A 26,874-nucleotide genomic window follows, 5' to 3' on the forward strand; every position below is an offset into this window, starting at 1 on the left:
CCCGAGCAGCGCCGAACCGGCCGCACGCACGGCGTCCGCGGTCCCGGCCAGCAGATCGGCGTCAAAGGAGACGACTTCGGCGGTCTGAAGCGTTGCGGACATGGTGGTGCTCCTTGTCTGAGGAGGGTTGATGGAGCCGGTCCGGGCCGCGTCGTGCGTCCCGTCCCGCGCTCTTCCTCGAAGGTATCCAGCACCACGATTAACAACAACTGCACGTAAGACACGGCTAGGATTACTCACATGCAATTGACTTAAACCCGCACATGGCCTTGGGCCCCGACGCTCTACTGGAAGAGGGGAGTCCGCGGGAGCAACGACTCGTCCGGGTACCTGACACGACCGCCTCCCGTGTCGGGCTCCGCAGGCGGCGGCCCACGTCAGAGGCCGGGACGGGGCCGCCCCGGAAGCTCGGGGGCATCCGGGGAGGACCCTCAACCCCTTCAACGAGCCGGAGCAGAACCGGTTCCGCATCACCGTTCACCGGCGGGCGGCCCAGAGACCGCCCGGGGCGTGCGCGGCACACCGGACCTGCCATTGAAACGGTACGAACACATCGAAGGATCTGTTCGGGTTCGTCGACCACTACCTGACCCAGGCCCGCGTTTCGCATCCAACCGGTGGAGGAACGGGGCGTCTGCCAGTTTGAGCGCCTCGCCCAGGAAGGCCGGCGCCGGCTGCTCGGGCTTGTCCCGAATTCCGGACCCAGGACCGTGGTCGCCTACGCCATGTTGACCGCTTGGCAGGAGTAGCTGCCGGAGGAATCCGCACCCACGGCGCTTGGAGGCTGGGACGATAGATGTGGACGCAGTGGCGTTCAGCCCGGACGGACGCACCCTCGTCACCGGAGGCCAAGACGGCACCGTGCGGCTGTGGGACGTCCCCACCCACAACGCGCGGGCCACCGCCCCCATGCGCAGCGGCATCCTGTCAGTGGCCGTCAGCCCCAACGGGCGTACGATCCGGTGGCGTCGACGCCACCAGGCAGCTGTGGGACATGCTCCTCTACACACCCGATGAAGCGATCGAGAGGATCTGTCACGCCGTCAACCGCGACCTGACGGATGAGGAACGCAAGGCATACCTGCCCGACCCGGCGGTCAGCCCGGTGTGTTCCCCTGACCGCTGAGGGAGGCGGTCGCCGAGACCACCGATGCCCGAAAGGGCAGCCGGCACCGTAGCCTGATCAATGGCGGCCACGTGCACGGTCCGGGGATGGATCCAGACCAGCGGGCTCGGCCGGCCGGCATGCTTTCAGATATCCGCGAGGAACTCGCGGACTGCGGTGGCGAAACCGTCGGGGTCGGCCTGCTGGACGAAGTGGTCGGTGTCCAGGCAGCGGTAGATCGTGCCGGGGCGTCTGGAGCACATTGCCTGGGCCTGCCCGGTGGGCAGGACCTGACTGCGCAGCCCGTGGATCAGGAGCGCCGGGCAGTCGGTGGCGAGCCACTGCTTCCAGTGGTCGCCGTGGACGAGGTTCTCGGAGTCGACGGTGTCCTGCGGGTGGAACGGCAGCCGCCATCCGGAGCCACCGGGCAGCGGGCGCAGCACTGGGCCGAGGACGGCGGCCAAGGGGCCGCAGGCGGCGGCGAGTTCCTCGCGGGTGGCCGCGGTGTAGGGGAAGTCGAGGACGAAGGCGAGGGGATTGGTGCCGTGGTCGGGGAGGTAGACGGCGGTGTCGACGCTGATCAGGGCCTCGACCAGTTCTGGGCGCTCGGCGGCCAGGTGGATGGCGTTGAACCCGCCGAGCGAGTGGCCCAGGAAGACCGCGCGGTCGATGCCCAGGTGGTCGAGTAGGGCGAGGAGGTCGGCGACGTAGCCGGCGCGGGTGTATTCGGGGGCGCGGTCCGAGTCGCCGTGGCCGCGCTGGTCCGGGGCTATCACCCGCCACTCGGGCCCGAGGGCTGCCGCCAGGGCGGTGAAGGATGCCCCCTCGGAGAGGTGGCCGTGCAGAGTCACCAGGGGACGGCCGGTTCCGCCGAAGTCGAGGTAGGAGAGGGTGCGGCGGTTGCGGCCGTCGATGGTCAGGGTGGCACGGGTGGGCTGGACGGTCATGGCGGGGGAACTCTCTCGGTTCGGGGTGTCCGGGTGGCGGTCGTTCCGCACACGCCGTCCGGATGGGCGTGTCGGCGGCATGGTGGGCCGGAAGCCCCCACACCTGCGGGCGTGGTGGACTGCGCTGTCAGGCGCGAGCGGAGGCGAAGGCGCGCAGGTCGTCGTTGAGGCGGTCCGCGTGCGTCGCGAACAGCCCGTGGCCCGCGTACTCGTACACGTGCAGCTCCGCCCCCCGGATCAGGTCGGCGGCCCGGCGGCCCGTGAGGGCCATGGGTGCGGAGGCGTCGTCCGATCCGTGGATGACGAGCACCGGGCAGTCGATCTTCACCAGCTCCGGGACGAGGTTCAGGGAGGGCAGGATGTCCCCCAGGGCGTTGGCGGCACGCGCCGTTGCCCCGTGGCAGCGGTCCACCATGTATGCCACATACGCGTCCGACACCTGCGGGCCGGGCAGGTGGCGGGCGAAGAACGCGTCGGCGCCGTCGGCGAAGAACTTCGCCCGGTCCTGCCGGAAGGTCTCGTTGAATCCCCGGATCAACTCCGGGTCCAGTCCTTGCGGGTGGTCCGCGCAGCGGGCCGGCCCCGGGGCGATGGCGCCTACGAGGGCAACGCGCGCCACCCGGTCGGTACCGCGCAGGGTCAGGTACCGGACCACCTCGACGGTGCCGATCGAGTGCCCGACCAAGGTGATGTCGCGCAGGTCCAGGTGATCGAGGAGGGAACCCAGATCCCCGGCCAGGGTGTCGAGGTCGAAGCCGCCCCACACGTCCTCGGACCTGCCGTGTCCCCTGCGGTCGAAGCCCACGCAGCGGAAGCCTTCGGCCGCCAGCGGCAGCATCTGGTGCTCCCACATCTCGGTACCGAAGTACGAGCCGTTGACGAAGACGATGACGGGTCCGTCCGAGGGGCCGTAGTCGACGAAGTGGAGGCGGGTGCGGTCGGTGGCGGACTCGAAGAACGGCATGTCGGGGTTCCTTCAGGAGTGGCTGTCACGGGCTGTCCGGTACGACGACCCTCACGGATGGAGTTCCAGGGTGATGTGCGGGGAGAGAGCGCGCAGGAAGTCGGGGGCGTCGAACATCCGGCCCGCGGAGGCGACGCCGACCGCGTGGGTGCGGCCGTCGAGGACGCGGTCGAGGGCTTCCACGACGAGGGGCGCGGTGACGGCGTAGATGTCCTGCCCGCGGGCGACGGCTCGTCGTTCGGTGTCGCCCGACCGGACGACGGCGTCGATGAGGAAGGTCTGGTCGGACCTGCCGCTGTCGTCGGCCGCGGCCGGCGCGGGCGTGTCGGGCGATACGACGTCGCGGGCCGCCTCGGCCGTCATGTACGTGGTCACGTCCGGGATGGACAGATGACTGGGAATGGTCACCACGTCGGCCATGGTGAACTCCCCTATCACCTGACGTGATCCCATCGGCTCGGGGAAGGACCATTCCAGGGCTGGCGGGGCATCGGTGCGGCGCTCCCACTGGCCGCCGGTGTAGCGAAGGCGGTGCTCGCCGCGCCGCTCCCGGGAGACCGCGCCGGACAGACGAGTGCCGGCAGTGGGGTGCCAGTGGCTCAGTGCGTAGGCGACGTGCGCCGAGGCGGCCTCCGTCCATTCGCCCATCGCCGCTGTGGCCAGCAGGTCGCCCAGACCGCCGAAGAAGGCCATCGCCGGGACGATGAGCGCTCCTGCTTCGCGCGCCCGGTCGGCGAAGTGGGCGAAGGTGTCGAGGTTGGCCTCGATCTCGGCCGCGACGTCCAGATACGGAATCCGGGCCCGCAAGGCGGCCTCGATGACGGGGGCGGTCGTGGACGCGAACGGCCCGGCGCAGTTGATCACGGCAGACGTACCGGCCAGGGCGCGGTCGAGTGAGACCGGGTCGCCGGCCGACGCCACGCGGGCCTCCAGGCCGGCCTCGTGCGCCAGCGCCTTCAGCTTGTCCGCGTCACGGCCGCTCGGCACGGGGACGTACCCGCGCTTGCGCAGCTCCGCCACGACGAACCGTCCCGTGTGCCCGTACGCGCCGAAAACCGCCACCTGCCGGCCTGACCCCATGAGTTGCTCCCTGCACCCGGGTGATCCGCGGTTGCTCCGCTGTGATCCGTTGTGGACATCCTGCCGACGAACAACACCTCCCAGCGAGCGTCTGGAACGACACGCGTCATACACTTTCGGACATGCATACCGTCGCGTTGGCCGTCACCGACGGCATGCTGCATTTCGAGTTGTCCATGGCGATCGAGGTGTTCGGCTCGGACCTGACCCACGTCGTGGACCCCTGGTACGGCTTCTCCCTCTGCGGACCGAGCGCCGTACGGATCGACCGCTACCGTTTGGAGATGGACCACGGACTCGACCACCTCGCGTACGCCGACACCGTGATCGTCCCCGGCTGGGCCGACACGGATGTGGACCCGCCCGTGGAACTCCTCGACGCGGTGCGCGCGGCCCACGCGGCGGGCGCACGCGTGGTCTCGCTGTGCACAGGGGCATTCGTCCTGGCCGCCGCCGGCCTCCTGAACGGCAAACGCGCCACCACACATTGGGCGCACACCGGGGAACTGGCCCGACGCCATCCCGACGTCACGGTGGACCCGGACGTCCTCTACGTCGACAACGGCGACGTGCTCACCTCCGCCGGCAAGGCCGCCGCCATGGACCTGTGCCTGCACCTCGTCCGCCTCGATCACGGCTCGGCGAACGCCAACAAGATCGCCCGTCGCTTGGTCGTTCCACCACACCGTGACGGCGGGCAGGCCCAGTTCATCTCCACGCCGGTTCCCGGCCCTGGCAACCACCCCTTGGCCGAGCTCTTCCCCTGGGTCCTCCAACGCCTGGACGAGCCGCTCACCGTGGAGGACCTGGCCCGACAGGCTGGTATGAGCTCGCGCCACCTGGGGCGCCACTTCAAATCACTCACCGGCACCACCCCGCTGCAATGGCTCCACACCCAACGCATCCGCCACGCCCAGGAACTCCTCGAAACCACCGACGACACCATCGACACCATCGCCGCCGCAACCGGCATGGGCACATCGACCACCCTGCGCCGACACTTCCACCGGACCGTCGGCGTTCCCCCGGACACCTACCGCCGCACCTTCCGCTCCCACACCCGCCCCGGACCGGAACGCGACAACGGCAGGTGACGCCGCGCTGCCCCGGACACCGGGAGACGCCGGTTCCATGCCGGCAAGCGTGCTGCCACGCTGCCGGCGGCTTCGGCTTCCGCGCGGGCTCTCCACGGAGGGCCCGCCTTCCCGCCGCCTCTGGGCCCGCAGGACCGTGGTCGGCGAGTATGGGCGCTTGCTCGACATCCGGGCCGGCCACCGAGCCCAGCAGGCTTTGGAGCTGATCGCCGATCTCCTGAGGGGCGAGCGGCACTGACCGAGAGCGTAGGCCGGTGGCGGCCGGCTCCCGCCGTAGGTCCGGTGCGGCACCTGTGAGAGGACGGCCAACGGCGCAGGGCCACGTGACGGTAGTGGCGCGGCGCCGCTGTGCCGGCGTCAGGTGATGGTGTCAGCGTGCGATTTGGGTGCCGAAGTGGCCGCCGAGGGCGAGGCCGATGGCGGAGTGTATGGAGGCGTACATCCCCATGCCGCGGGCACCGACGAGGGGGCCGAGGTCGAGGATGTCGTCCCGGCCGTAGGGCTTCGGCAGGTCGGTGGTCTGCTGCCTGGCGTCGGGAGGTCGCCGGCGAGGAACATGGTGTGGTCGCCGTCGCGGATGATTTCGAGTTGACGAGGGTGTCCTTGCCGTCGGCGCGTGCGACCACCACCGGCTTACCGGCGGCGACCGTGAAAATCGCTGTCCGATCACCGAGCACGGTGATAGACATCCGGCGTGGAAAAGACTCTCGAGTTTTCTGACCTGCTGCGACTGATCGATGAACGGTCGACCGCCTTCCGCGCCGCGGTCGCCGCCGCGCCCAGTCTCGACGCGCAGGTGCCGACCTGCCCCGGGTGGACGCTGTTCGATCTGGTGAAGCACCTGGGTGGGGGAGACCGTTACTGGGCCGCAATCGTCGGCGCAGGACCTGCCGACGCTCCCCCGGCCGAGGCCACCGCTGCGCGCGCCGCTCTGGAACTGTCGCGAGAGCGTGAGGCCCTGCCGGCCTGGCTGTCCGCGTCGACGCAGCTCCTGTTGAGCGCCCTGCGCGAGGCAGGACCGGAGAGCGGTTGCTGGACGTGGTGGCCTGCGTCGCAGTCACCGCAGACCTCCGGCGGTGTCGCCCGGCACCGGGCTCAGGAGACCGCGGTGCACACGTACGACGCCCAGCTGACCGGGGGCGCCCCGCAGCCGCTGCCGGTCGAGCCGGCACTCGACGGTGTGGAGGAGTTCCTGTTCACCGTCTGCGCAACGCAGAGCGCCTGGCCACACAAACCCACGGCATTCGACTTCCACGCCGCCGAGGGCCGCTCCTGGCGCCTCACGGTCGACGGCGACGGCGCACGCTCCACCCGCATCACCGCGCCCACTTCCGCGACCGGCGAGGACTCGGACGCAGCCGGCGCCTCCATATATGGCACGGCCAGTGAGTTGGTCCTCTACTTGTACGACCGTATCCAGGCCGAGTCCTTGCACGTTGACGGAGACGCAGGGCTGCTCGACCTGCTCCGTGCCTGGGAGCCGGAGGATTAGGACGGACCGGAGGCGGTTGGCCGCGCCCTGAGCCGGTAGGACACGACTCTTCGCCAGGTTCGTCAGTCGCGGTGCCTGACTCAAGCCGAGGGCTGGGGCATGGTGGGCCCGGGTCAGGCTGCCGGCCGTCGGGGGCGATTGCGTGCCGGGGGCGGGTCGGCGTCCAGGAGCGCGGACAGCCGTCGGCCATCGGGCGCCGCATCGGTACTGCACGATTCCACCGTCCGCAGGGTCGCCACCGCGGGCAGGACCGTCGGGTCCTCGGCAACACCGGACACATGCGCGAGGACCACGACCAGGACCTTGCGCTCCTGGTCGGCCAGGTGCACGCTGATCCGCTTCCCTCCATCGGCGACCGCGGCCGCGACCAGCATCCGCACAGCCGCCGCCAGGTCGTGTTCGTCAAGCCGCGGATACCCCCACGCACGCACCGTCTCCACCGCCTGCACGGCGGCTTTGCCGGCCGCCCACTGATCGGAGCGGAGCGTGAGCCCCGCGGTACGCCGGTTGCGGATGGCCATGCGTGGTGACGGTAGACCGGTGGCGTTCTTCGGCTTCGTTGCCGGCTGAGGCCGTGGCGCCTCGACGGGCTTCTTCGGCGGAGGCGGCGACTTCGGAGGGTAGGTGGGCGGCAACTTCGGTCCTCCGGCCTGCACTTCGCTGCTCATGAAGCCACGTTACGCCTCACAGCGGCGGCCGCACAGTAGGTCTCGCACGCTTCCACTGCGATCGCCCTGCCCATAAACCAGTTCGATCTGTCGCCGGCAAGGCTATGTCCCGGCCCCGGCGAAGAAATCTGGGCACCGCATCACGCGCCGACTCCCAGAGCCACCCGATCCGGCCCCAGCCGCAGCCACCCGGGGACCGGTCCACCACCACCGCCGGAGCCTGGGCGCGCCCGAGCCGCACCGGTATCGCTTCGACCGGCGGACGCGCAGTCACCCGATCGCCATGAGGCCAAGGGCCCGGCGTGGACGCCGGGGCAGCATGCCGCCGGCCGCCCCCGACGGACCGCAGCCCGACCGGCTACCGGCTCTACGACATCGGCGCGCCGGCCCGCCCGGACCTTCGCGCGCACACTGCGTGACGTGGGGTTCGCCCTCGCCGTCATCCGGAAGGCACCCGACCAGGAGGTCACGGTGCCCGATGTCGCCGCCGCGCACGCGGACGCCTCGGAGGTGCAGATCCTGCACTGCGACCTCCGAGGCCGTAGCCGTCATCGACGCCCTTACCGCCCGCTACGCACGAACCTTCGACCGCGCCGACGACGCGGGGCTGCGCACACGCTGCCGACCGCCTGGAGATCGCCGGCTCCCCGCGCGGAACGCTACTGGCACTTGCTCGCGTGATCAACGGATGGCCCGTCCCCCGAGCCTGCACCGGTGTTCACCTGGCTCACGCAAGGGGACGGGGACACCGGGGACGGGGCGATGTCGTCGACAGCCATTGTCTCCGGAGCTGCCGGCCGACGCCGGGGTGAGATGATCTTGGTGTGCGGGGCCTACGGTACGGGGTAACGTCTTTGTCATGTTCTTCCAGACGCCGATGTGCGAGTGAAAGCGTGACGCGCCCCTGCTGACATCCTTCGACGTCGCAGCGCCCGTCCCCCACCGACAAGTCCGCACATCACTTCGTACCAGCACCGGGAGAACCCGTGACCGTGAGCAAGAACATCAACAACCCTGTGGGCATGGGCGGCGGCCAGCGCAAGAAGTTGTCCCGCGCCGAACGGCAGAACAACGGTCCGCACCGCAACCTCGACCGCCAGGGCGCCGCCGACCGCAAGGCGGAGCTGGTGCGCAAGATCCGCGCGAAGGCGGGCGCGACTGAGGGCGTCGGGCAGACGGGCGACGACACCGAACAGAGCTGACGCACCGCCGCCGCATGGGGTGAGGCGTGAGGGGACGGCTACACGCCGCGACCGGCAGTCCACGAAGCCGCACCTCTCGGTTGCGTTTCCCCGAAACGCCGGATCCGACTGTCCGGTGCTCGGCCCCTCGCGCCGTCGTCAGGAGCGGGCGAGCCGGGCCGCGACATAGGGCGCGGTGGCGCTGCGGCGGCCCCTCGCCACCTTGGCCGGCGGGCCCGCCGCGACGACCCGCCCGCCCGCGTCGCCGCCACCCGGCCCGAGGTCGATGACCCAGTCGGCGGTGGCGATCGTGTCCAGGTCGTGCTCGACGAGGACGACCGTGTTGCCGGCGTCGACGAGCCGATGCAGCTGTCGCAGCAGCAGTGCGATGTCCGAGGGGTGCAGCCCCGCCGTCGGCTCGTCGAGCAGGTAGAGCGCGTGCCCGCGGCGGGCTCGCTGCAGTTCGGTGGCCAACTTGATGCGTTGCGCCTCGCCACCGCTGAGTTCCGTCGCGGGCTGGCCCAGCCGCAGGTATCCCAGTCCCACCTCGCGCAACGTCTCCAGACTGCGGGAGGCGGCCGGGACGGCGGACAGGAACTCGGCGGCGTCGTCGACGGACAGCGCCAGCACTTCCGCGATGTTCTTGCCTCGGTAGGCGACTTCCAGCGTTTCGGCGTTGTACCGGGCGCCCTGACAAGTCGGGCACGGCGCGTAGGTACCGGGCAGGAACAGCAGTTCCACCGCGACGAATCCCTCGCCCTGGCAGGTGTCGCACCGCCCTTCGGGCACGTTGAAGGAGAACCGCCCGGCCGAGTAGCCGCGCGCCCTGGCCTCGTCCGTCGCCGCGTACAGCTTGCGCACCGCGTCGAACATTCCCGTGTACGTGGCCAAATTGGACCGGGGAGTCCGGCCGATGGGCCGTTGGTCGACCCGGACCAGCCGGTCGAACGACTCGACCCCCGACGCGTCCGCGACGTCGACCTCCAGCTGCGCCTCGTCGGGCTCCTCGGGTACGAGTCCGAGGTGACCGCGGACGACCTCGGCGAGCACCTGCGTCACGAGTGTCGACTTTCCGGAACCGGACACGCCCGTCACCGCCGTCAGAACGCGAAGCGGCACGTCGACGGACACGTCGTGCAGATTGTTGCGGGAGACACCGCGCAGATGCAGCCAGCCGTGCGGCGTGCGCGGGCGGTGATCGAGCGGCCGGGCGCGCCCGAACAGGTACCGGCTCGTGGCCGACTCCCCGACCCGCTCAAGACCGGCGACCGGGCCGCTGTACAGCACGCGCCCGCCGCCCTCGCCCGCACCGGGGCCGATGTCGACCACCCAGTCCGCCCGCCGTACGACGTCCATGTCGTGCTCCACGACGAACAACGAGTTGCCCGCCGACTTGAGGCCGTCCAGCACGTCCAACAGCGGTTCCGCGTCAGCCGGGTGCAGGCCCGCGGAGGGTTCGTCGAGGACGTAGACGACGCCGAACAGCCCCGAGCGCAGTTGGGTGGCGATCCGCAGGCGTTGCGCCTCGCCGGGCGAGAGGGTGGTCGAACGGCGCCCGAGGCTGAGATATCCGAGGCCCAGGTCAAGTAGTACGTCGACCCGCGCGACCACATCTCCGCAGATCCGGACCGCGACCTCGGTCGTCTCCCCGGATCGGGCAGTCGACGTGGTGGCGTCGACCCTAAACCGCCCCGCGACGGGCCGCAGCAGCGCCACGACCCCGGTGAGCGGCATCGCGTTGATCTCGGCGATGGAACGTCCGGCGAAGGTCACGGCGAGCGCCTCCGGCCGCAGTCCGCTGCCGCGACACTCGGGGCAGGACACGCTCCTGACGAAGCGGAGCGCCCGTTCGCGCATCTTCTCGCTCTTGGAGTCGGCAAGGACGTGCATGACGTGCTTGCGGGCGCTCCAGAACCTGCCCTGGTAGCCGTAGTCGACGCGGTCCTCCTCCGGCTCGATGTACACGGAGGGTTGCTCGTCCGTGTACAGCAGCCAGTCCCGGTCCTTCTTCCTGAGCCTGCGCCACGGTCGGTCGATGTCGATCCCCAGGCCGCTCACGACACTGCGCAGGTTGGCGCCCTGCCAGGCACCCGGCCAGGCGGCGATCGCCCCCTCGCGGATGCTCAGCGAGGGGTCCGGGACGAGCAGGTCCTCGGCGACGTCGTGTACCACGCCCAGTCCGTGGCACTCGGGGCAGGCGCCGGCCGCGGTGTTGGGTGAGAACGCCTCGGCTTCCAGCCGTGGGGCCCGGGGCGGATAGGTGCCGGCGCGGGAGTACAGCATGCGCAGCAGATTCGACAGCGTGGTGAGGGTGCCGACCGTCGAGCGCGAACTGGGCGTCCCGCGTCGCTGTTGCAAGGCCACGGCGGGTGGCAGGCCACTGATTTCCTGCACGTGGGGTGCGCCGACCTGTTGCAACAGTCTTCGGGCGTACGGTGCCACGGACTCGAAGTAGCGCCGCTGGGCTTCCGCGTAGAGCGTGCCGAACGCGAGCGAGGACTTGCCCGAACCGGAGACGCCGGTGAAGGCGACCATCGCGTCCCGCGGGACGTCGACATCGATATTCCGCAGGTTGTTCTCACTGGCGCCCCGGACATGCACGAAGGGGTCCCTCGCGTCCTTGTTCACCGTTCCTGATTACCTGATCGCGCGGGGAACCGCGCGACAGGCACCATCGCCGGGCGCCGCTCACACGAGAGTCCGGAGAGTCCTGGTATGAGCCGCTCCCGGGGAACGCGAAAACCGGTCTTCGGCGGATCACACAGACGCCTACCGTGACCTGCGGAGATGCCGCTCCTTATCCGCCGGCCTCAATGGGGGTTATCGTCGTCCGATCACGGACGGCAACCGGTCGTCTGTTTACCCACGGGAACCGCCATGACTGATCTGAACGCCCTGCGGGCAAGCCTTGCGTCGGGTGAGCACGAATTCGCCGACACCCTGGCCTTCGTCGCCGCGCATTACGAGTACCAGCCGCAGGCGTTCCGCAACGGGGAGCTGGAAAACGCCGCAGGTGAGAACGAGGGTTCCTGCAAGACGCTGGGACTGGCCCTGCTGGAGGGATTGAGCGACCAGGAGGCGTTGCTGGCATTCGGTGAGCACTATCGCAGCGTGCTGGCGACACCGGACGGCACCGATCACGGCAACATCCGCAACCTCATGACCCATGGCCTGGCAGGGGTGAGCTTCGCCGGGCAACCGTTGGCCCACAAGAGCTGAACAACGACGGCACCGGTAACAGGGTGAGTGCGGCCTTCTCCGGGCGCGCCCGGGCTACGACGAGCCAATGTCGCGCTGCGCGCCTGCCTCCTCACGAAGGCGGGTCATTTACGTCGCCCCGTCCGTGAAGAGAGCCTCGGGCTGCCGCACGGAGCGTGCCCGCCCCGGTGAGCGCCGGACGAAATATGTCTCCCGGACCGGGCTGACGGGCGCTTCCCCGAGATGCTGCCGCAGCAGCCCCGCCGGCTGCGGTGCGCCTGCGGCACTTCTCCATGCAGATCACGCCAGGACAGCAGCGACAGCAGCCGGCTGACCTCAGGCCGGTCGGCATCTGCCGGCCGGCCCAGTGTGGCGATCGCTGACGACACGGAGGATCGTGTGCCCTCGCGGTGACCGAGACAGCCCCTTCCAGGTGGTCGGCCAGACTATGGCCCTCCCCGCCTCGGAGCCCGATCGGCAGCAACGGCTCGGGGAACTGTTCAGCCGCCGCAGCCTCCTTGGTACCCCGTCGACTCTTCTTGCGGTGGATATTCGTAGTAATGACACCCACACGGCGCCCCGTGCCCCGACAGAGCGCTGCAACGGCCCGTGGCCTGGTCCTGTCCGCTTCGGTGCTCAGCCGGGCGGTGGCCGCAGGTGTAGCAGGGGAGCTCCGCGGGACCACCAAATACCATGTCGAGTGTCAGGCCGATGGCGAACAAAGCCAAGGGCGAGACGGCGAAGATCGCCAGGATCCAGTCGTCGCCGGTCAATGGTCTGCTTCCGGATGCGCGGCAAGCCTTGCCAGCAAAGACGTCAACTGCGTCACCTGGCGCAGAACTTGAGCTGGAAAAGCCCGCACGGGACCAGCGGGTCCGAGGCGCAGATCGTTCGTCTGGGTCCGTTCGTTCCCGTGTGGACAGCGCCTGCTACGACACGGAAACAGGGGCCACGAGCTGAAAGGCTCGCCGGTCAGGCCGTCCTTCGACGTTCAGGTGTCCTCCGCGTCTTCACCCCGGCGACGATGAGCGCCAGCCCCACGATGGCGATGCCGAGGTAAGCGGTGGACGGAAGGTCGACGAGCTTGTGCATCCACCCCCACTCCGTGCCGAAGACGGTCTGTGAGACAAAGCTGACAAGCCCCTGGGCTCCTACGACGTAGCCGATGCTCTCGACGGTGTATCCGATGGTTGTTCGCACAGATCAACCCTCTCAAGGTGGCGCCGCACCAGCGTCCTCCACAAGGTCGAAAAGCCAGTAGGCCAAAGGATGCAGTCGCCTTCGGACTCAAAGCCGACGAAGCAGCGGTTCGGCATCCGCTACCCGTACCCGCACCGGCTTGGCAAACGGTTCCGGAAGCCGTAATTCGTTCGGCCGGGAAGATCCGCCGATTGGGCGGTCCTCCGAAGCCGCAGCCGGCGCCGTCGCCTACGCCGCCTACCACCCGCACTGCCGAGATCGTTCCGCTTGCCGTGGGCTCGTATCTCGCTGCGTCATGCGCGACTCAGACGACAGCGCCGGGTCCGCTGCGGCGGAGGGCGGCGGGGGTGGTCGCGTACCAACGGTGGACGGCCCGGCGAAGGGCTCGGGCATCGGAGTAACCGCTGCGGGCGGCCACCGCGCTGACCGGGAGGTCGGTGGTGCGGAGTAGCCCGGTGACGTGGGTCCGGCGTATGGACTCGACCTCCTCGCTCCACGTGGTGCCGTACTCGTCCAAGCGTCGCTGGAGGGTTCGGGTGCTTGTGGCCATCCGCCGTGCCACAGCGGCAAGGGTCGGGGCGCAGTCACTGTGGACGGTGGTCAGTGCGGCGCGGAAGAGGTCCAGCCAGTTGTGCAGGGGGATCGCGGCGGCGAGGGTCTGTTCGGCGTGCTTTCGGAGCACCGCCGACAGACCCGGCTGTGCGTGGGGCGCGGGGGCCGTCAGGTCGGACGCAAGGAACGTGAGTGAGCTGACCGACGCTTCGAAGTCGATGGCCCGCGTGCCGTACAGGTCGGCCAGAGCGTCGTGACGGCTGGGTGGTTCGGCCGCCAGGGCAACTCGGACCGGGATCAGTCGCCGCTGCGCGGCACCACTGAGCCGGCGTTGGTAGAGACCGAGCGCGCAGGCGCGGACGGCGCTTGCCGCCTCGTACGCGAGATCGGCATGGTTGACGTGGCTGATGGTGATGTGTTCGCCATCGACCGTGACCTCCAGGGTGTCGGTGCCGATGTCGATGACGGTGCCGAGGTGGGCGGCTCCGTCCCGGATCCCTTCGAGCGGTGTCGGCGCGCAGGCGATCAGGTAGTCCCAGACCCCCAGGCTGCCGAGCTCCGGCTGCTGAGCCATCAAGAGCGACACATCCGGCCAGGGAGCGCGCATGGTCGCCAGCTCGGTGATGCGGATGCTGGTCAACGTGGGGGGTCGACACAGGTCGTTGTCGAGGTGCTCCGGCGCCAGCCCCGGCAGGTGCGCGTACCGGGCCGAGGGTATGCCGAGCAAGCGCGCGGTGCTCACGTTCAGGCGCGTGAGAGCGGAGGAGGACGTTCCGGGATGTGCGTGCAAGGCCACGGGCGCCGAGCATAGATCAGAACACGCCAGACCGCTTTTCGCCGGGCGCGGCGTGTGAGGTCCCCGTGCTCGGCACGAGTGTCGCACCGTGGCGTGTTGGGCCCCATGGTTGGCGCCTACGGTCCCCTTGCATGCCGCCCCCATGGTCGTAACGTGTGATCGTTCGACCTGAACCGGAGGGCGCTGTCGGGGCTGTGACCACGAGGGCGACGCTTCGACGCAGGCAACGTGATCTTTCACTGGGGGGCGCGGGGGGCCTCCCAGTGATCGGATCGCGGTGAAGTTCGGCTGCCTGGGCGGCCTCGCTGGTCGTCGCCCCACCGTCGGGCAGAGAACAAGAATCGCCTTGACGAGTGTGAGGGGCTCGGCGACCTCTGCCGTTCATGTCCTGCACCGTGCCCCCGCCGTCGGGCCCGCGCGGTCGGTGTCAATGGTGGCCGAGGAGTTGGACCAAGCCGACCGGGAGGAACGCGGGTCGGTGGGGTTGCCCGACCTGGTACGGCATGTAGCCCAGCGAGGCGGCGACATCGACCTCTTCGGCCGTCTCCGCTTGGAAAACGAGCCGGCAGTGCCCGGACTCGGTCCTCGCGCGCTCCCAGAGGACGGGAGCGGGCTTCCGCTCCGCCCCGGTGCGGGGGGTGAGGATCCGGTCGCCGAAGTCCTTCCAGGCGAAGGGCGCGGAGTCCTTCCACATCGCGTCGACTTCCTTCTCCAGCCTGGCGGCACGCTCGGCATCGGTCGTCCCCCAGGAGGGCGGAACGTTGGTGATCAGGCCGATCCTGATGTGGCGCTCGCGCAGTGCGCGCAGGTACGAGGCCGCTCCGGATCGGTAGGTGATGCCGCCGTCGGCGGCGGTGTGGACGAGGGTCTCGCCCAAGTCGAAGTACACGACGGGGCAGGCGGTTTCGTCGGCCGTACGCGCGACGGATGCCGTGCCCGCGATCCCGCTCGCGCCTACGGGTGCCGCCTCGCTCACGGTGACGCAGAGCACGGTTGACGCCAACGCCGCACCGAGCGCGAGACTCGCCCGGCCCATACCCTTGCGGAGGAATCTGTTCATGGTGTCGTCGCCTTCTCCCTGTGCACCGCGCGGATGCACGAATGTCCGGTCCGTGACGTACAGATGTCATCCATCCTCGTGGTGCCGCAGGGGTCTGCGCCAGACCCGGTCGTTCCGCGCCGATCAGATGAACTACACCCAACCGGCCCCAGCGGTACGGGTCGAACGCGGTCGTTCAGCGACTGCTCGGCTCGGATTGAGGGCCGACCGGGCGTCGAAGAGCGATTGCGGCCGCCGGCCACCCCACGTCGGTACCGCGGACCGTTTTGCCGGCTTCGGCGGCGTGGCACCGGTCCCGCGCGACTCCGGAAAGATCAGCAGGGACCTGCGGCGGCCGCGACGCCACAACCGACGGCTCCGGCGCATGCTCTCCACCTGAGCACTGCTCGGCGCCCGACGGTCCGAGGAGTCCTGCCGGTTCTACGACCGCAAACGCGCCGAGGGCGAGCGCCACACCCAGGCAGTCCTTGCCCTCGCCCGCCGCCGAGGCAATGCCCTCTCGACTCTCCTCCGCGACGGACGGTGCCCCACTCGCTCACTCACGCCCCCAACGGCCCTGGTGGCTCGACGGACCGCATCAGGAATCAATCCCGTATATGGCGTACAGCAGATCACTGACGTACGCGCGTTCGGCTTCGCCGGCCGTCAGCCGGGCCCGTACCGCATCCGCCGCCTCCGGGTCACCGGCCACCGACGGCTCGACGACCGCCCAGCCCCTCCGGCCGCCCGGAGCCGGGACGGCGATGACCTCCAGATCGGTGCGTCCCGTCATCAACACCGCCAGCAACGACAGATACTCGCGTTGCAACGCCGGCCCGAACCCCTCGCCCTCCGGGCCGGCAAGAAGAGCCGGATGCCCCTCGGAGAGCATGGCGCAGGTGTCGCGGGCAGCGGTCACGACCGCTTCGAACCCCGCTCGGCCGCACCGGCCGGCGAGCGCGGCGAGATACCCGTCCAATGCGTCCTCTCCGCCAGGTAAGTCGCCCTCCGGCAGATCCGAACCATTCACCGCCTCACGCCCTCACTCGACAACCCGCACAGAATCGGTCCTTCCCACTGTAAAGACCATCGGCTGTCGTCGTGGGCGCGTCACCATTCCCGCTTCGGAACACGGCCGTCGCATGGCGTGCCGTAGGAGCCTGGGGCGGGCAAGGCCCGGGCGATGCCGAACCGGGCTGCCGCGACGCCCCACCAGGCGATGCCCGTCGTCGGTGGTGCCGTGTCGCGTATCACGGCGTCGGGAGGTATGCCCCCGTACCGTCTCGTACGGACTGCGGGCTGGTGCGGCCGCCGGCGGACACCAGGTTCAGCGGCGTGCCGACGAGGTCCGTGATGATCGCGGGGAAGCGCCAGGCGGACGGCTGGGCCTGAGCCAGGCCCGTGCGAGCCGCGCGCAGGGCGGGGAGTCCGGAGGGGGGGAGCCTTCCGCTCCTGTTCCGGGCCGGTGCCGCCGGTCGGGGCGGGGTCTTTCGTCGGTCCGAGGAGTGTGTAGCGTCAGGGGCAGTGGTGTAGGGCCCGGGGATCTTCCCCGCGCGGAGGGAGAGGTCCGGGGTCGATGCAGACCGTGCGTTTCAGCAGTGGTGACCTCGATGCCACGGAGGAGTTCCTGTCGGCCGCGTATACCCCGATGAGGATCGGGGGCCGGCCGGACGATACGCGGGCGAGGATCGAACGCAACGCCACCGACGAAGTGATCGTCGACCGGCTCCGGTTCGGGTACGAGATGACCTACGACGCGGGCTGCCTCAACCGTGTCTGCCTGATCACGATGCACTCCGGGACGCTCGTGGACACCACGGGCGGGCGCGAGGAGGTCTACGGGCCCGGGGAGACGTTCCTGCTCGCCCAGCCCGATCAGCCCTATACCGGTGCCGTTCGTTCCGCGAGCTACACGATCACCATGTTCGATCCGGCCCTGCTCGGACAAGCGGTGCCGTCGTCGTCCCGGCCCGTGCGGTTGACCGGACACCGGGCCGTGAGCCCCGCCGCCGACCGGCTCCTCGGCACGACGGTCGCGTTCGTACGCGACACCGTACTGACCGACCCGGTGGCCGCGGAGTCCCCGCTGCTGGTGGCCACCGCCGCCCGCCACCTGGCCGCCGCGACCCTCACGGCGTTGCCCAACACCATGTCCGGAGGACCGGATGCGATCGACTCCCGGGACGGGGGCAGTGACACCCTCGCCCGCGCCGTCGCTTTCATCGAGGACAACGCCCACCGGGACATCGGACTCGCCGAGATCGCCGACTCGATCCCCGTGACCCCCCGGGCCGTCCAGTACGCCTTCGCCCGCCACTCGGGGACAACGCCCCTGGCCTACCTGCGGCGCGTCCGCCTCGCCCGCGCACACATCGACCTCAAGGCCGCGAACCCGGATTCGGCCACTGTGCAGGACATCGCCCAGCGCTGGGGCTTTGCCCACCAGGGGCGCTTCGCCGCCGCCTACCGCAAGGCATACAACACCAGCCCCTCCCACACCCTGCGCACCTGAAAGCACCGCACTCAGAGCCGGCGGCCCCTCAAGGGTTTGTACCGACCTTCCCACCTCGCCCCGTACGGGCCGCAGGGCACACCCGGCCCCGGCCCTCTCCGCCCATGGGAGGTCTCAAGCCTCCCGCCCGCTGCCTGTCCCACGGGGTGTCACAGCCGTCGCCTCAGGAGGCTCGGGCGCGAAAACGGCTGTGATCGTCTTGCCGGCAGGGGTGACGTCGATCGAGAGGCTGTCCGTGAGCCGATTGCTGATCATCCAACCGAAGCCGCCGGGCTGTTCGGGTTCCCAGGGCTGCTCCTCGGGTAAACACGGCGAGGAGTCGGACACGTCCACGACGATGGCCCCGAGGCTGATACTGACGCTGAAGCCCGAAAGACCCCCCGTGTGACGGTGGGCATTGGTGACCAACTCGGAGACGACCATCAAGACGTCGGCGACACGTTCCGGGGAAGCGTGCGCCTCGGCGAGCACCGCGCGCGCCAACCGGCGGGCCGAGGCACAAGTGATCCCGGCTCCGGTAAGAGGGGGTGCGGTGGGACGTCGGAGGGTTTCGGCCATGCCCGCCATCTACCCCTGAAGCCATTACATTCACCCCTCTGGAGGTGTTCGTTTTTCGGACTACGTCCCTGCTGGCCAGAGGGCGTAGGACAAATAGCGAAGTGCGGAAGCGGCGCACGGGGCCCACCGGCCGGCGGGGCAGCCGCCGAGCCGCACCAAGGGGCGCCCGCCTCCGCGCCGGCCGTGGCCATGGGAGTTCGGGAGCTCGGCCGGCCGAGCCGACGCAGCGCCAGTCGCGTCGCGGGTCCCGGGAGGCCTGCTGTCAGAGGCGTGTGTCAGAGTCTGCGCATGCTTGAGGTCGTGGTGAAGACGGAGAACCGGGAGCGGCACGTCCGCGTGTCCGCCGAGAAGCTGGCAGGGCTGGTCCGGCGAATCGGTGGTGGGGGTGACCGGTTTCTGGTGGTCCAGCGGATACCCGACCTGCCTGACGTCTTCGCCCAGGTGTGGCACAGCGCCGGGGGTGACTACACGCTGGAACACCGTGACGGTGCCGCGGACCGGCAGTTCCAGGCGATGGTCGACGGGCCGGAGGCCGTGATCGCGGCGATGACCGGCTGGGGCCGCCAGGAGGCGGAATGGGGCGCCGGGCTGTCTTGGTCGCTGCTGGACATGGGTCCCGTGCCCGACGTGCCGCCGCTCGATCTCCGCGAAGACGAGCGGGAGGAGTTGGAGAAGCGCGTCCGGGAGGTGTTGCGTGGCGGCTATACCTCCCGCGCCGAACTGGCCGAGCTCGCCGAGGAGTACCTGGTCACCGCTGACCACCGGCCCGTCTCGCGCGAGCAGGCACAGGCGATGGCCGACCGGCTGTGGCTGGAACAGGTCGCGGAGCAGGCCGAATGGCAGGGTGAGACGGACCCTGAGCGGCTGACCCGCGCGTTCACCGCCCTGCAGGATGCCGGTATCACGGCTCGCGAGAACTTCACCTGCTGCCGTAGCTGTGGCCAGTCCGAGATCGGTGGTGAGGGCGGCCCCGACGCCCGCGGCTTCGTCTACTTCCACACCCAGTGCACGGACTCCGCCGCAGCCGGCCACGGACTGATGCTCCTCTACGGCGGCTTCGACGGCTCGTCCGAGACCACCGCAGCCATCGGCCACGAGGTCGTGGCCGCACTCGAAGCAGTCGGTCTCCACTCGGAGTGGGACCATGACCCGGACCGCGCCATCACCGTCACCCCTCTGGACTGGCGCCGCCGCCTGGTCGGCTAGGGACGACCGGCACACAGCAGACCCACATGAGGAGTAAGGCCTCCCTTGTCAGTGGACCTGGTCGCCCTTCGGCCCGAAGCCTTTGATCCCGGTCGGCGTTCCGTCCGGCGCGAACGAGTGGTGGAAGGTGAACGCGTGCGGCGCGGAGCCGTGGTCGTGGAGGTGCTCCAGCCTGGAAACCCCGTCCTGCCATGTGGGTATCACGCCGTCGGAGACCCACCAGAACACGTAACTCGGGTGCCCCGTTCTCTCGAACCAGTCGTAACGCCTGTTCAGTGCCTCCCGGTGCAGACCGGAGTAGATGGCGTCGAAGGCGGGCCGCAGGTCGGTCCAGAGTGAGAGGGTCGCGGCCAAGGCGGTGGTTTCCGCCGTACGACCCTTGCCGTACCAAGTCGGTACGGCGAACTCTCCCCATGCACCCCAGTCCGCCTCGAAGAGCACGCCCCGACCACCGTCAGCCGCTTCAGCACGCGCGAGGTATCCGGGGTGCCGGCCGATCCGCCCGTAGACGGCCTCACCAATCTCGTAGAACTCGCGCATGCGAGGTGCGGCATCGGCGAGAGGCGACTTCAGGACGCCGAATGTGTACAGAGCAAGATGGGGCATGCGTCTCTCCCTGGTCGGGGGCATCTGGTGCGGAGCCGGTTCGGCGGCTTACGCATGGCCGCGAGGGTTCGTGGAGCGTGACCGACCCACGCCGTCATAGGTGGCTCAGCCTGACGGAACCCCGTGCGACGGTGGGAAACCATCGAAGGGGAGATGAAGGTAACTCCTCTGCGCGGCCACGTCGAAGTTGCGTTTTTCTTGTCCAAGTGGCTTCTTGGTCAGGGCACTTCGGGAGCCGGTCCGGTGGGACCCCCTGTCGTCGCGAAAGCCCGAATTCGCCTGCCACATCCGACGTTTCCGGACCTGCCCTTCCGGCGCCCGCCCACGATCCGCGGAGCATCCCCAGGCGCCGGCGCCCGGGACTCGCGCGCCCGGTAGCCGGTAGCCGCAGGTAGGTCAGCTCGGAAGATGCCTCGCACGCCGGGTACGCCCTGGGCTGACCCACGGGCTCGACCCTGGCGGCGGAGTCCGCCGTCACACACGGCAGCACGCATGAGAAAGGCAAGGAGGTCGTTTCCCACTCCTTGCCACTATCAAGATATAGCGCACAGGGGGCCTTGCGGCAAGGCCCCGGGCATGCTGCAGAATTCCCCCTCGACCCGGAAAACGGCCGGAAATCGGTGATTGACGAAGTACGTGCGCATTCGACGGCCCACGGGTGGTCGGCGGCCACACAGCAGCCGGGCGTTGGCAACACGCTCGATGGGGGTTTCTCATGACGAAGACAGACACGGCCTTGAACGCGGACCTGGACGCGGACCTGGACGCGGACGTGATCGTGGCCGGTGGCGGCCCGACCGGCCTGATGCTGGCTCGCGAGCTGCGCCTGCACGGCGTGCGGGTGCTCGTGCTGGAGAAGGAGACGGAACCGACCCAGCAGTCCCGCGCCCAAGGGCTGCACGCCCGCAGCATCGAGGTCATGGCACAGCGCGGACTGCTGGACCGGTTCCTCGCACTCGGCAAGCAGATCACGGCCGGCGGATTCTTCGCCGGACTCGCCAAGTCCTGGCCGCATCGGATGGACACCGCGCATGCGTACGTCCTCCACATCCCGCAGACCACCACCGAACGGCTGCTGACCGAGCACGCCGTCCAGGCCGGCGCCGAAATCCGGCGCGGCTGCGAGGTGACCGGGCTGGACCAGGACGACCGCGGGGTGAGCGTCGAGCTGGCCGACGGCACACGGCTGCGCTCGCGCTACGTCGTCGGCTGCGACGGCGGGCGCAGCAGGGTGCGCAAGCTCCTCGGTGTCGCCTTCCCAGGCGAGCCGTCCCGCGTCGAGACGCTGCTGGGCGTGATGAAGCTGGACGTGGAACCGCAGACGCTGGCCGCCGTGACGGCGGAAGTGCGCAAGACCGAACTGCGTTTCGGTGCCATGCCTTTGGAGGACGGGGAGTACCGGGTCATCGTCCCCGCCGAGGGGGTTGCGGAGGACCGTGCCACCGCGCCGACCTTGGAGGAGTTCAAGCAACAACTGTGGGCGTACGGCGGCACCGACTTCGGCGCGCACTCACCGCGCTGGCTCTCCCGCTTCGGTGACGCGACCCGGCAGGCCGAACAGTATCGAGTCGGCCGGGTGCTGCTGGCCGGCGACGCGGCCCACATCCATCCGCCTACGGGCGGCCAGGGCCTCAACCTCGGCTTCCAGGACGCGTTCAACCTGGGCTGGAAGCTGGCCGCGGTGGTCTGCGGCTGGGCACCGGAAGGCCTGCTCGACAGCTACCACGCCGAACGGCACCCGGTGGCGGCCGACGTACTGGACAACACCCGCGCGCAGATCCAGCTGATGTCATCCGAGCCGGGTGCGCAGGCCGTGCGCCGGCTGATGGCGGAACTGGTGGAATTCGAGGAAGTGAACCGGTACCTCATCGAGAAGATCACCGCGATCGCGATCCGCTACGACTTCGGTATGGGTCACGACCTCCTCGGCCGCCGGCTGCGGGACGTCCGGCTGAAGCGGGGGCGCCTGTACGACCTGACGCACGAGGGCCGCGGCCTGCTCCTGGACCAGACCGGCCGCCTCTCGGTGGCGGGCTGGACGGACCGCGTCGACCACGTCGTCGACGTCAGCGAGGAACTCGACGCGCCCGCTGTACTGCTGCGCCCGGACGGCCACGTCGCCTGGGTCGGCGAGGACCAGCAGGACCTCCTCGCCCACCTCCCCGTCTGGTTCGGCACCGCCACGACCTGACCGCACAACTGCTGTCCGCCCCGGCCTCCCTGCCGCCCCGGGGCCGGGGGCCCAGCACGAGGGCGAATGCCCGGGCGGCCACACCCCCAAGGGTCACCCCAGGGGCGACGCGCTGTGCCCCAGGCATGTCGCCGGCGCCACCGCTCACCGCGGCCGTCGGTCGGGCGGGTCAGCCGGTCGTGAGCACCATCCGGAAACGTGCCGCACCCGAAAGCATCTTCCGGTAGGCACCTTCGGCCTCTGTCAGCGGCACGGTCTCCACCATGGGCCGAATGCCGTGCAGAACGCTGAACGCCATGGTGTCCTGCACGTCCTGTGCGCTGCCGGACGGGTGCCCACGTACGGTCCTGCCGCGCATGATCAGCTGGAGCGGGCTGACGCCCAGCGGGTCGGGGCTCGCTCCGATGACGACGAGTTCGCCTCGGTGCGTCATGCCGTCGACCGTTGCCGCGATGGCCTCGGAGCTTCCGGCCGTGGCCAGTACGGCCTTGGCACCGCCCAGGGACAGGAGGGATTCCGCGACCGGTGTGGGTCCCGTGCTGTCGATGTAGTGGTGCGCTCCCAGTTGCTTGGCGAACTCGGCCTTCTCCGTACCCCGGGCGATGGCCACGGTCTCGAAACCCATGGCCACCGCGTATTGGACTCCCAGGTGACCGAGTCCACCGATGCCCAGGACGGCCACGAGGTCGCCGGGCCGGGCGGAGCTGCGTCGCAGGCCGTTGTACGTGGTGACGCCCGCGCAAGCCATGGGACCCGCGTCGGAAGCCTGCAGGGCGTCGGGTATCCGGGCCAGGGCGTCGATCGGTGCGATCACGGCCTCGGCGAATCCTCCGTCGTAGGCGTAGCCGGGAATCTTGAGGTTGTCACAGACGATGAAGTCGCCCTGCCGGCAGGGAGTGCAGTGACCACAACTCCCTCCGAACCATCCCACCGTGACCCGGTCCCCCACGTTCCAATTGCCCGCCTCGGCTCCTTCTCCGAGTTCCTCGATGCGCCCGGCGACCTCGTGGCCCGGAACCAGAGGGAACCGCGTGCCGGGCATGCCGCCGTTCACGAAGATGGCGTCACTGTGGCAGATTCCGCAGGCCTCGACCGCGATCCGCACGTGACGGGGGCCCGGACGCGATACCTCGCGCTCGACGATCCGGAAGGACCCGTTCGCGGTGTCGACCTGTGCGGCTCGATAGGTACTCATGCGTTTCTCCGGTGCCGGGAGCGGGTTGTGGGCGCGGTCCTCTACAGGCGCGATGCGACTACGTGGTGTGCAGCGGTTCCCTGAACGACTTACGGAACACCGGCCCGGCGAAGGGAATGATCGAGGACGTTATTTTTGCCTTGAGCGAGGTGGGGTGCCGTTCGAGTCTGACGTCGACGCGAGTGCCGTTCTCCGTGGGAGTCATCTGGAACTGCCAGCCACCCGAGCCGAAGGGCACCGAGTCGCGAGTGGTGACGTCGACCCTCTGCGTCGCGGAGTCCCATTCATAGCGTGCGCGCTCCCATGACTTGTCGTTCCCCTCGGTCACCTCCGCCCAGGTATCGCCCCGCTCGTGCACCTGGAAGTGCTCGGCATCGATGGACGGCCACTCCTCGACGCGGGAGGGGCTGAAGTTCGTCAGCACTCCCATCACCTCGGCTGGGCTCATCGAGGAGTTCACGTGGAAGTGTAGGGATGGCATGACCTACTCCCTGGTTCGGAAAAACCGTTTCTGCCCGGCAGCCTCGGTGCGCATCTCGTCCGGTGCCTTGGCTTTGCAGGCCCCGGGGCAGGCTCACCGACCTGAACGGCCCATTTTTCAGGATGCACCTTCGCCCGGCACTCCGCACGAGGAGGTGCCTGGCAGGCAGGGCACCGTGCCCACTCACGGGCGTGGAGCGTGTCTTTGAGTGATGCCTCGACGACGCATGGTTATCCTCGCTGGAGGGCGCACCGTGTGGCTCCTGCGCAACGGTTGATCCCGCTGTCCGGACCGGCAGGACGTGTCCCCATAGGAGTTCCCATGACGTCGGCGGGTTCCGGAAAGCAGGAGGCGCCCGCAGGCTCCTTCGCTGTGGCGCGTAGGGGAAAAATCTGGTTGGTGCCGACTGTCCTGTGCGCTTTGGTCGCACTGTTCCTGACGCTGCTTTACATGGGTGGCATCCTCAACCCTCAAGGGAACCTGCGCCGCCTGCCGATCGCCCTGGTCAACGCGGACCAGGGACCGCCGCTGCCGGGACAAGGACAGACGTTGGGCGCGCGGGTGAGCCAGTCGGTCATCGCGGCGACCCCGGCAGGCACCGTGGATTGGCGTCGGCTCAGCCAGGCTCAGATGCAGGATCAACTGGCGTCGGGCAAGGTGTACGGCGCCTTGGTCATCCCAGCGGACTTCACCGGCTCGGTGGCGGCCCTGGCAACCCCCCGGGGCACGACACGGCCCACCCTCACCGTCCTGACCAACCCCGGGCTGGGCAGCCTCGGCTCCTCTTTGGCCAGCCAGATCACCCAGCGTGCGGCTCATCAAGCCTCCCTGGAGATCGGCCGACAGCTGGTGAGCCAGGCAACCGTCGCGGGTGCCGACGCCACGACCCGTACGCTCCTGGGCGACCCGATCACCGTGACCACCCGGGTGGGTCACCCCATCGGCAGACACAGCGGCCTCGGCCTGACCGCGTTCTACTTCGCCCTGCTTCTGGTGCTCACCGGGTTCATCGGCGGAAACATCATCAACAGCGGCGTCGACGCGGCCCTGGGTTACACCGACAACGAGATCGGGCCCTGGCACACCCGGCGGCCGACCGTGCCGATCAGCCGCACCCAGACACTGCTGCTGAAAATGATCATGACAGCGGGAATCACCGTCCTCACCACCAGCCTGCTGATGATCGCCGCGATCGGGATTCTGGGCATGGACGCATCTCACCTGCCGCTGCTGTGGATCTTCTCCTACTGCGCGAGCTTGGCCGTGGGTCTGGGAGTGCAGGCCATCAACGCGGCCTTCGGCGGGATCGGCCAGGTGGTGTCCATGTTCGTCTTCATCGCCTTGGCCCTGCCGTCCTCGGGGGCGACGATTCCCCTCCATGCCGTTCCGGGTTTCTACCGTTTCCTGGCGCTGTTCGAACCGATGCGCCAACTGAGCGGCGGCGTACGGGCCATCCTCTACTTCGACGCCCGGGCTTACGCCGGCCTGACCCGCGGCTGGGTCATGATCGCCATCGGCGTCGCCGTCGCCCTGCTGTTCGGCTTCGCCATGACCCTCTACTACGACCGCAAGGGGCTGCACCGCCTGATCGCGCGGGCTGCCGCGACGTCCGACGAGGCACCGTGATCGGCACCGGGCCCCCCGAGAGTCCGCACACCGCTCAGCCGCAGCCTGTCGAAGGGACTCACCCGCGCCCGCCGGGTCTCGCTGCACGGCGCCCCGTCCGAGCCGGCTGTGGAGGCGCGTAGCTCTCGACAGCCAATGCGGACGTCCGCTCCGCCTACGGCAGCCGGCCGACCTCGGTCGGTTGTTCTCCCACCGGCGGGTGATGACGTCAGCGTAGGTGTCGGCGCCAATCTGTGGCCACCCAGTCGGTTGCTGCGTTCCCCCACTCACCGGAGTCGCAAATGACCTTCGCCTACTCCTCGATCCGGACTCGACTCGAAGATGGCGTCCTGTCCGCCACCCTCGACGCCGGCCCCCTCAACCTCCTCGGTGTCGATCTGGTCCGTGACCTGGTCTCCCTCGTGGACACGCTCCACAACGACCCCGGTGACGTGCGCGTCGTCGTCATCGACAGCGCCTCGCCGCTCTACTTCTCGGCACACGTGGATCTCACCGCGGTCCCGCAGTACACCGCGGAGGCGGCCAAGGCGGGCGGTCCCGGGGATGCCTCACTCGGCATGTTCTTGCACCGGCTGGCGCGCGTCCCAGTGATCACCATCGCCAAAGTGCGTGGCCGTGCCCGCGGTGGCGGCAACGAACTCGCCCTGGCCTGCGACATGATCTTCGCTTCGCGCGAGAACGCGGTCTTCGGCCAGTTCGAGTCCGGGACCGGCGCCCTGCCCGGCGCCGGCGGCATCCAGCACCTGACCCGGCGACTCGGCCGTGCCCGCGCCATCGAAGCCATCGCCGGCGCGGACGATTTCGACGCCGACCTCGCCGAACACTACGGCTGGATCAATCGCGCCTTGCCCGACGCCGACTTGGACGGCTTCGTCGAGCGCCTGGCCAAGCGCGTGGCCGGCTTCCCACCCGAAGGGGTCCAGGCCGCCAAGCGGGCAATCAACGACCTCACGCTGGCGGAGCCCGCACACATCCGCTCCGATGCCGTCACGTTTCAGGGCCTGATCAACCTGCCGGAAACCCGCGAGCGCCTGGGCTACCTGACCGAGCGCGGTCTCCAGCGTATGGGAGAGATCGAACGCGACCTCGGCAAGGCCGTGGCGGAGTACGCGGTTGACCGCTCAGCGCGATCCGGTCGGACACCGAGGCAGTAAGGCCGCGGTGCGGGACGAGTGAGACGCCC

The 26,874-nt window shown here is 69.4% G+C and carries 23 protein-coding genes and 1 pseudogene; 11 read left to right on the top strand and 13 right to left on the bottom strand.

The window, feature by feature from the left end; translation table 11 throughout:
- Window positions 1-807 precede the first annotated feature (807 nt).
- Window positions 808-1,017 (top strand): hypothetical protein, encoded by a 210-nt coding sequence (locus E6R62_RS24595; RefSeq protein ID WP_240801873.1) that lies wholly within the window; start codon window positions 808-810, stop codon window positions 1,015-1,017.
- A 234-nt stretch (window positions 1,018-1,251) separates the two neighbouring features.
- Here E6R62_RS24595 and E6R62_RS24600 read toward each other — a convergent pair whose 3' ends face one another.
- The 3 genes from E6R62_RS24600 to E6R62_RS24610 form a co-directional block, all read right to left on the bottom strand.
- Window positions 1,252-2,052 carry an alpha/beta fold hydrolase gene (locus E6R62_RS24600; protein WP_136215704.1) on the bottom strand — a complete coding sequence of 267 codons (801 nt, stop codon included), beginning with the start codon at window positions 2,050-2,052 and terminating at the stop codon, window positions 1,252-1,254.
- A 127-nt stretch (window positions 2,053-2,179) separates the two neighbouring features.
- Window positions 2,180-3,016, bottom strand: coding sequence for an alpha/beta fold hydrolase (locus tag E6R62_RS24605; RefSeq protein ID WP_136215705.1), 837 nt, complete (start codon window positions 3,014-3,016; stop codon window positions 2,180-2,182).
- Window positions 3,017-3,067: 51 nt separating this feature from the next.
- Window positions 3,068-4,096, bottom strand: a complete 1,029-nt coding sequence (locus E6R62_RS24610) for a trans-acting enoyl reductase family protein (RefSeq protein ID WP_136215706.1) — start codon at window positions 4,094-4,096, stop codon at window positions 3,068-3,070.
- Window positions 4,097-4,218: 122 nt separating this feature from the next.
- On the opposite strand from E6R62_RS24610, the gene E6R62_RS24615 reads away from it, so the two are divergent.
- Both E6R62_RS24615 and E6R62_RS24620 read left to right on the top strand, forming a co-directional pair.
- Window positions 4,219-5,190, top strand: a complete 972-nt coding sequence (locus E6R62_RS24615) for a helix-turn-helix domain-containing protein (RefSeq protein ID WP_136215707.1) — start codon at window positions 4,219-4,221, stop codon at window positions 5,188-5,190.
- Window positions 5,191-5,884: 694 nt separating this feature from the next.
- Entirely contained in the window at window positions 5,885-6,682 is a 798-nt protein-coding gene (locus E6R62_RS24620) for a maleylpyruvate isomerase family mycothiol-dependent enzyme (RefSeq protein ID WP_136215708.1), read from the top strand.
- 113 nt (window positions 6,683-6,795) lie between these two features.
- Here the strand turns inward: E6R62_RS24620 and E6R62_RS41055 are convergent, their stop codons facing one another.
- Window positions 6,796-7,203 (bottom strand): hypothetical protein, encoded by a 408-nt coding sequence (locus E6R62_RS41055; protein WP_168714167.1) that lies wholly within the window; start codon window positions 7,201-7,203, stop codon window positions 6,796-6,798.
- A gap of 1,133 nt (window positions 7,204-8,336) precedes the next feature.
- On the opposite strand from E6R62_RS41055, the gene E6R62_RS24625 reads away from it, so the two are divergent.
- The gene (locus E6R62_RS24625) at window positions 8,337-8,552 is read left to right on the top strand and encodes a DUF6243 family protein (RefSeq protein ID WP_206308833.1); all 216 of its coding nucleotides are present in this window, start codon (window positions 8,337-8,339) and stop codon (window positions 8,550-8,552) included.
- Between the two features lie 138 nt (window positions 8,553-8,690).
- Here the strand turns inward: E6R62_RS24625 and uvrA are convergent, their stop codons facing one another.
- Window positions 8,691-11,159: an excinuclease ABC subunit UvrA gene (uvrA, locus tag E6R62_RS24630; protein ID WP_136215710.1), complete on the bottom strand. Its 2,469-nt coding sequence runs from the start codon at window positions 11,157-11,159 to the stop codon at window positions 8,691-8,693.
- Between the two features lie 249 nt (window positions 11,160-11,408).
- Between uvrA and E6R62_RS24635 the strand changes: the two genes are divergently transcribed.
- Window positions 11,409-11,750: a HopJ type III effector protein gene (locus tag E6R62_RS24635; protein ID WP_136215711.1), complete on the top strand. Its 342-nt coding sequence runs from the start codon at window positions 11,409-11,411 to the stop codon at window positions 11,748-11,750.
- Between the two features lie 951 nt (window positions 11,751-12,701).
- Here the strand turns inward: E6R62_RS24635 and E6R62_RS24640 are convergent.
- The 3 genes from E6R62_RS24640 to E6R62_RS24650 all read right to left on the bottom strand — a co-directional run bounded on the left by E6R62_RS24640 (window position 12,702) and on the right by E6R62_RS24650 (window position 15,337).
- On the bottom strand, window positions 12,702-12,929 hold the full coding sequence (locus E6R62_RS24640; RefSeq protein ID WP_136215712.1) for a hypothetical protein: 228 nt from the start codon (window positions 12,927-12,929) through the stop codon (window positions 12,702-12,704).
- Window positions 12,930-13,233: 304 nt separating this feature from the next.
- The gene (locus E6R62_RS24645) at window positions 13,234-14,223 is read right to left on the bottom strand and encodes an AraC family transcriptional regulator (RefSeq protein WP_168714168.1); all 990 of its coding nucleotides are present in this window, start codon (window positions 14,221-14,223) and stop codon (window positions 13,234-13,236) included.
- Between the two features lie 481 nt (window positions 14,224-14,704).
- The gene (locus E6R62_RS24650; protein ID WP_136215714.1) at window positions 14,705-15,337 is read right to left on the bottom strand and encodes a hypothetical protein; all 633 of its coding nucleotides are present in this window, start codon (window positions 15,335-15,337) and stop codon (window positions 14,705-14,707) included.
- 259 nt (window positions 15,338-15,596) lie between these two features.
- On the opposite strand from E6R62_RS24650, the pseudogene E6R62_RS24655 reads away from it, so the two are divergent.
- A pseudogene (locus tag E6R62_RS24655) lies at window positions 15,597-15,857 on the top strand (transposase); the annotation flags it as partial.
- 57 nt (window positions 15,858-15,914) lie between these two features.
- On the opposite strand, the gene E6R62_RS39730 reads toward E6R62_RS24655, so the two are convergent.
- Entirely contained in the window at window positions 15,915-16,235 is a 321-nt protein-coding gene (locus tag E6R62_RS39730; protein ID WP_168714161.1) for a hypothetical protein, read from the bottom strand.
- Between the two features lie 657 nt (window positions 16,236-16,892).
- Here E6R62_RS39730 and E6R62_RS24660 point away from each other — a divergent pair.
- The gene (locus E6R62_RS24660; protein WP_136215715.1) at window positions 16,893-17,828 is read left to right on the top strand and encodes an AraC family transcriptional regulator; all 936 of its coding nucleotides are present in this window, start codon (window positions 16,893-16,895) and stop codon (window positions 17,826-17,828) included.
- A gap of 114 nt (window positions 17,829-17,942) precedes the next feature.
- Here E6R62_RS24660 and E6R62_RS24665 read toward each other — a convergent pair whose 3' ends face one another.
- Window positions 17,943-18,386, bottom strand: coding sequence for an ATP-binding protein (locus E6R62_RS24665; RefSeq protein WP_168714169.1), 444 nt, complete (start codon window positions 18,384-18,386; stop codon window positions 17,943-17,945).
- Between the two features lie 288 nt (window positions 18,387-18,674).
- Between E6R62_RS24665 and E6R62_RS24670 the strand changes: the two genes are divergently transcribed.
- Window positions 18,675-19,592, top strand: a complete 918-nt coding sequence (locus E6R62_RS24670) for a hypothetical protein (RefSeq protein WP_136215717.1) — start codon at window positions 18,675-18,677, stop codon at window positions 19,590-19,592.
- A gap of 48 nt (window positions 19,593-19,640) precedes the next feature.
- Here E6R62_RS24670 and E6R62_RS24675 read toward each other — a convergent pair whose 3' ends face one another.
- Window positions 19,641-20,198 (bottom strand): DUF3291 domain-containing protein, encoded by a 558-nt coding sequence (locus E6R62_RS24675; RefSeq protein ID WP_136215718.1) that lies wholly within the window; start codon window positions 20,196-20,198, stop codon window positions 19,641-19,643.
- A 715-nt stretch (window positions 20,199-20,913) separates the two neighbouring features.
- Here E6R62_RS24675 and rox point away from each other — a divergent pair.
- Window positions 20,914-22,389 carry a rifampin monooxygenase gene (gene rox / locus E6R62_RS24680; RefSeq protein ID WP_136215719.1) on the top strand — a complete coding sequence of 492 codons (1,476 nt, stop codon included), beginning with the start codon at window positions 20,914-20,916 and terminating at the stop codon, window positions 22,387-22,389.
- A gap of 169 nt (window positions 22,390-22,558) precedes the next feature.
- On the opposite strand, the gene E6R62_RS24685 is transcribed toward rox, so the two are convergent.
- Window positions 22,559-23,584, bottom strand: coding sequence for an alcohol dehydrogenase (locus tag E6R62_RS24685; protein WP_136215720.1), 1,026 nt, complete (start codon window positions 23,582-23,584; stop codon window positions 22,559-22,561).
- A gap of 58 nt (window positions 23,585-23,642) precedes the next feature.
- Window positions 23,643-24,065 (bottom strand): hypothetical protein, encoded by a 423-nt coding sequence (locus tag E6R62_RS24690; protein WP_136215721.1) that lies wholly within the window; start codon window positions 24,063-24,065, stop codon window positions 23,643-23,645.
- A gap of 321 nt (window positions 24,066-24,386) precedes the next feature.
- Here E6R62_RS24690 and E6R62_RS24695 point away from each other — a divergent pair, with 321 nt between their 5' ends.
- Window positions 24,387-25,691 carry a YhgE/Pip domain-containing protein gene (locus tag E6R62_RS24695; protein ID WP_136215722.1) on the top strand — a complete coding sequence of 435 codons (1,305 nt, stop codon included), beginning with the start codon at window positions 24,387-24,389 and terminating at the stop codon, window positions 25,689-25,691.
- A gap of 281 nt (window positions 25,692-25,972) precedes the next feature.
- Window positions 25,973-26,845 carry an enoyl-CoA hydratase/isomerase family protein gene (locus E6R62_RS24700; protein ID WP_136215723.1) on the top strand — a complete coding sequence of 291 codons (873 nt, stop codon included), beginning with the start codon at window positions 25,973-25,975 and terminating at the stop codon, window positions 26,843-26,845.
- Window positions 26,846-26,874 lie beyond the last annotated feature (29 nt).

Source organism: Streptomyces sp. A1136 (genome assembly GCF_004795055.1).
Classification (GTDB): domain Bacteria; phylum Actinomycetota; class Actinomycetes; order Streptomycetales; family Streptomycetaceae; genus Streptomyces.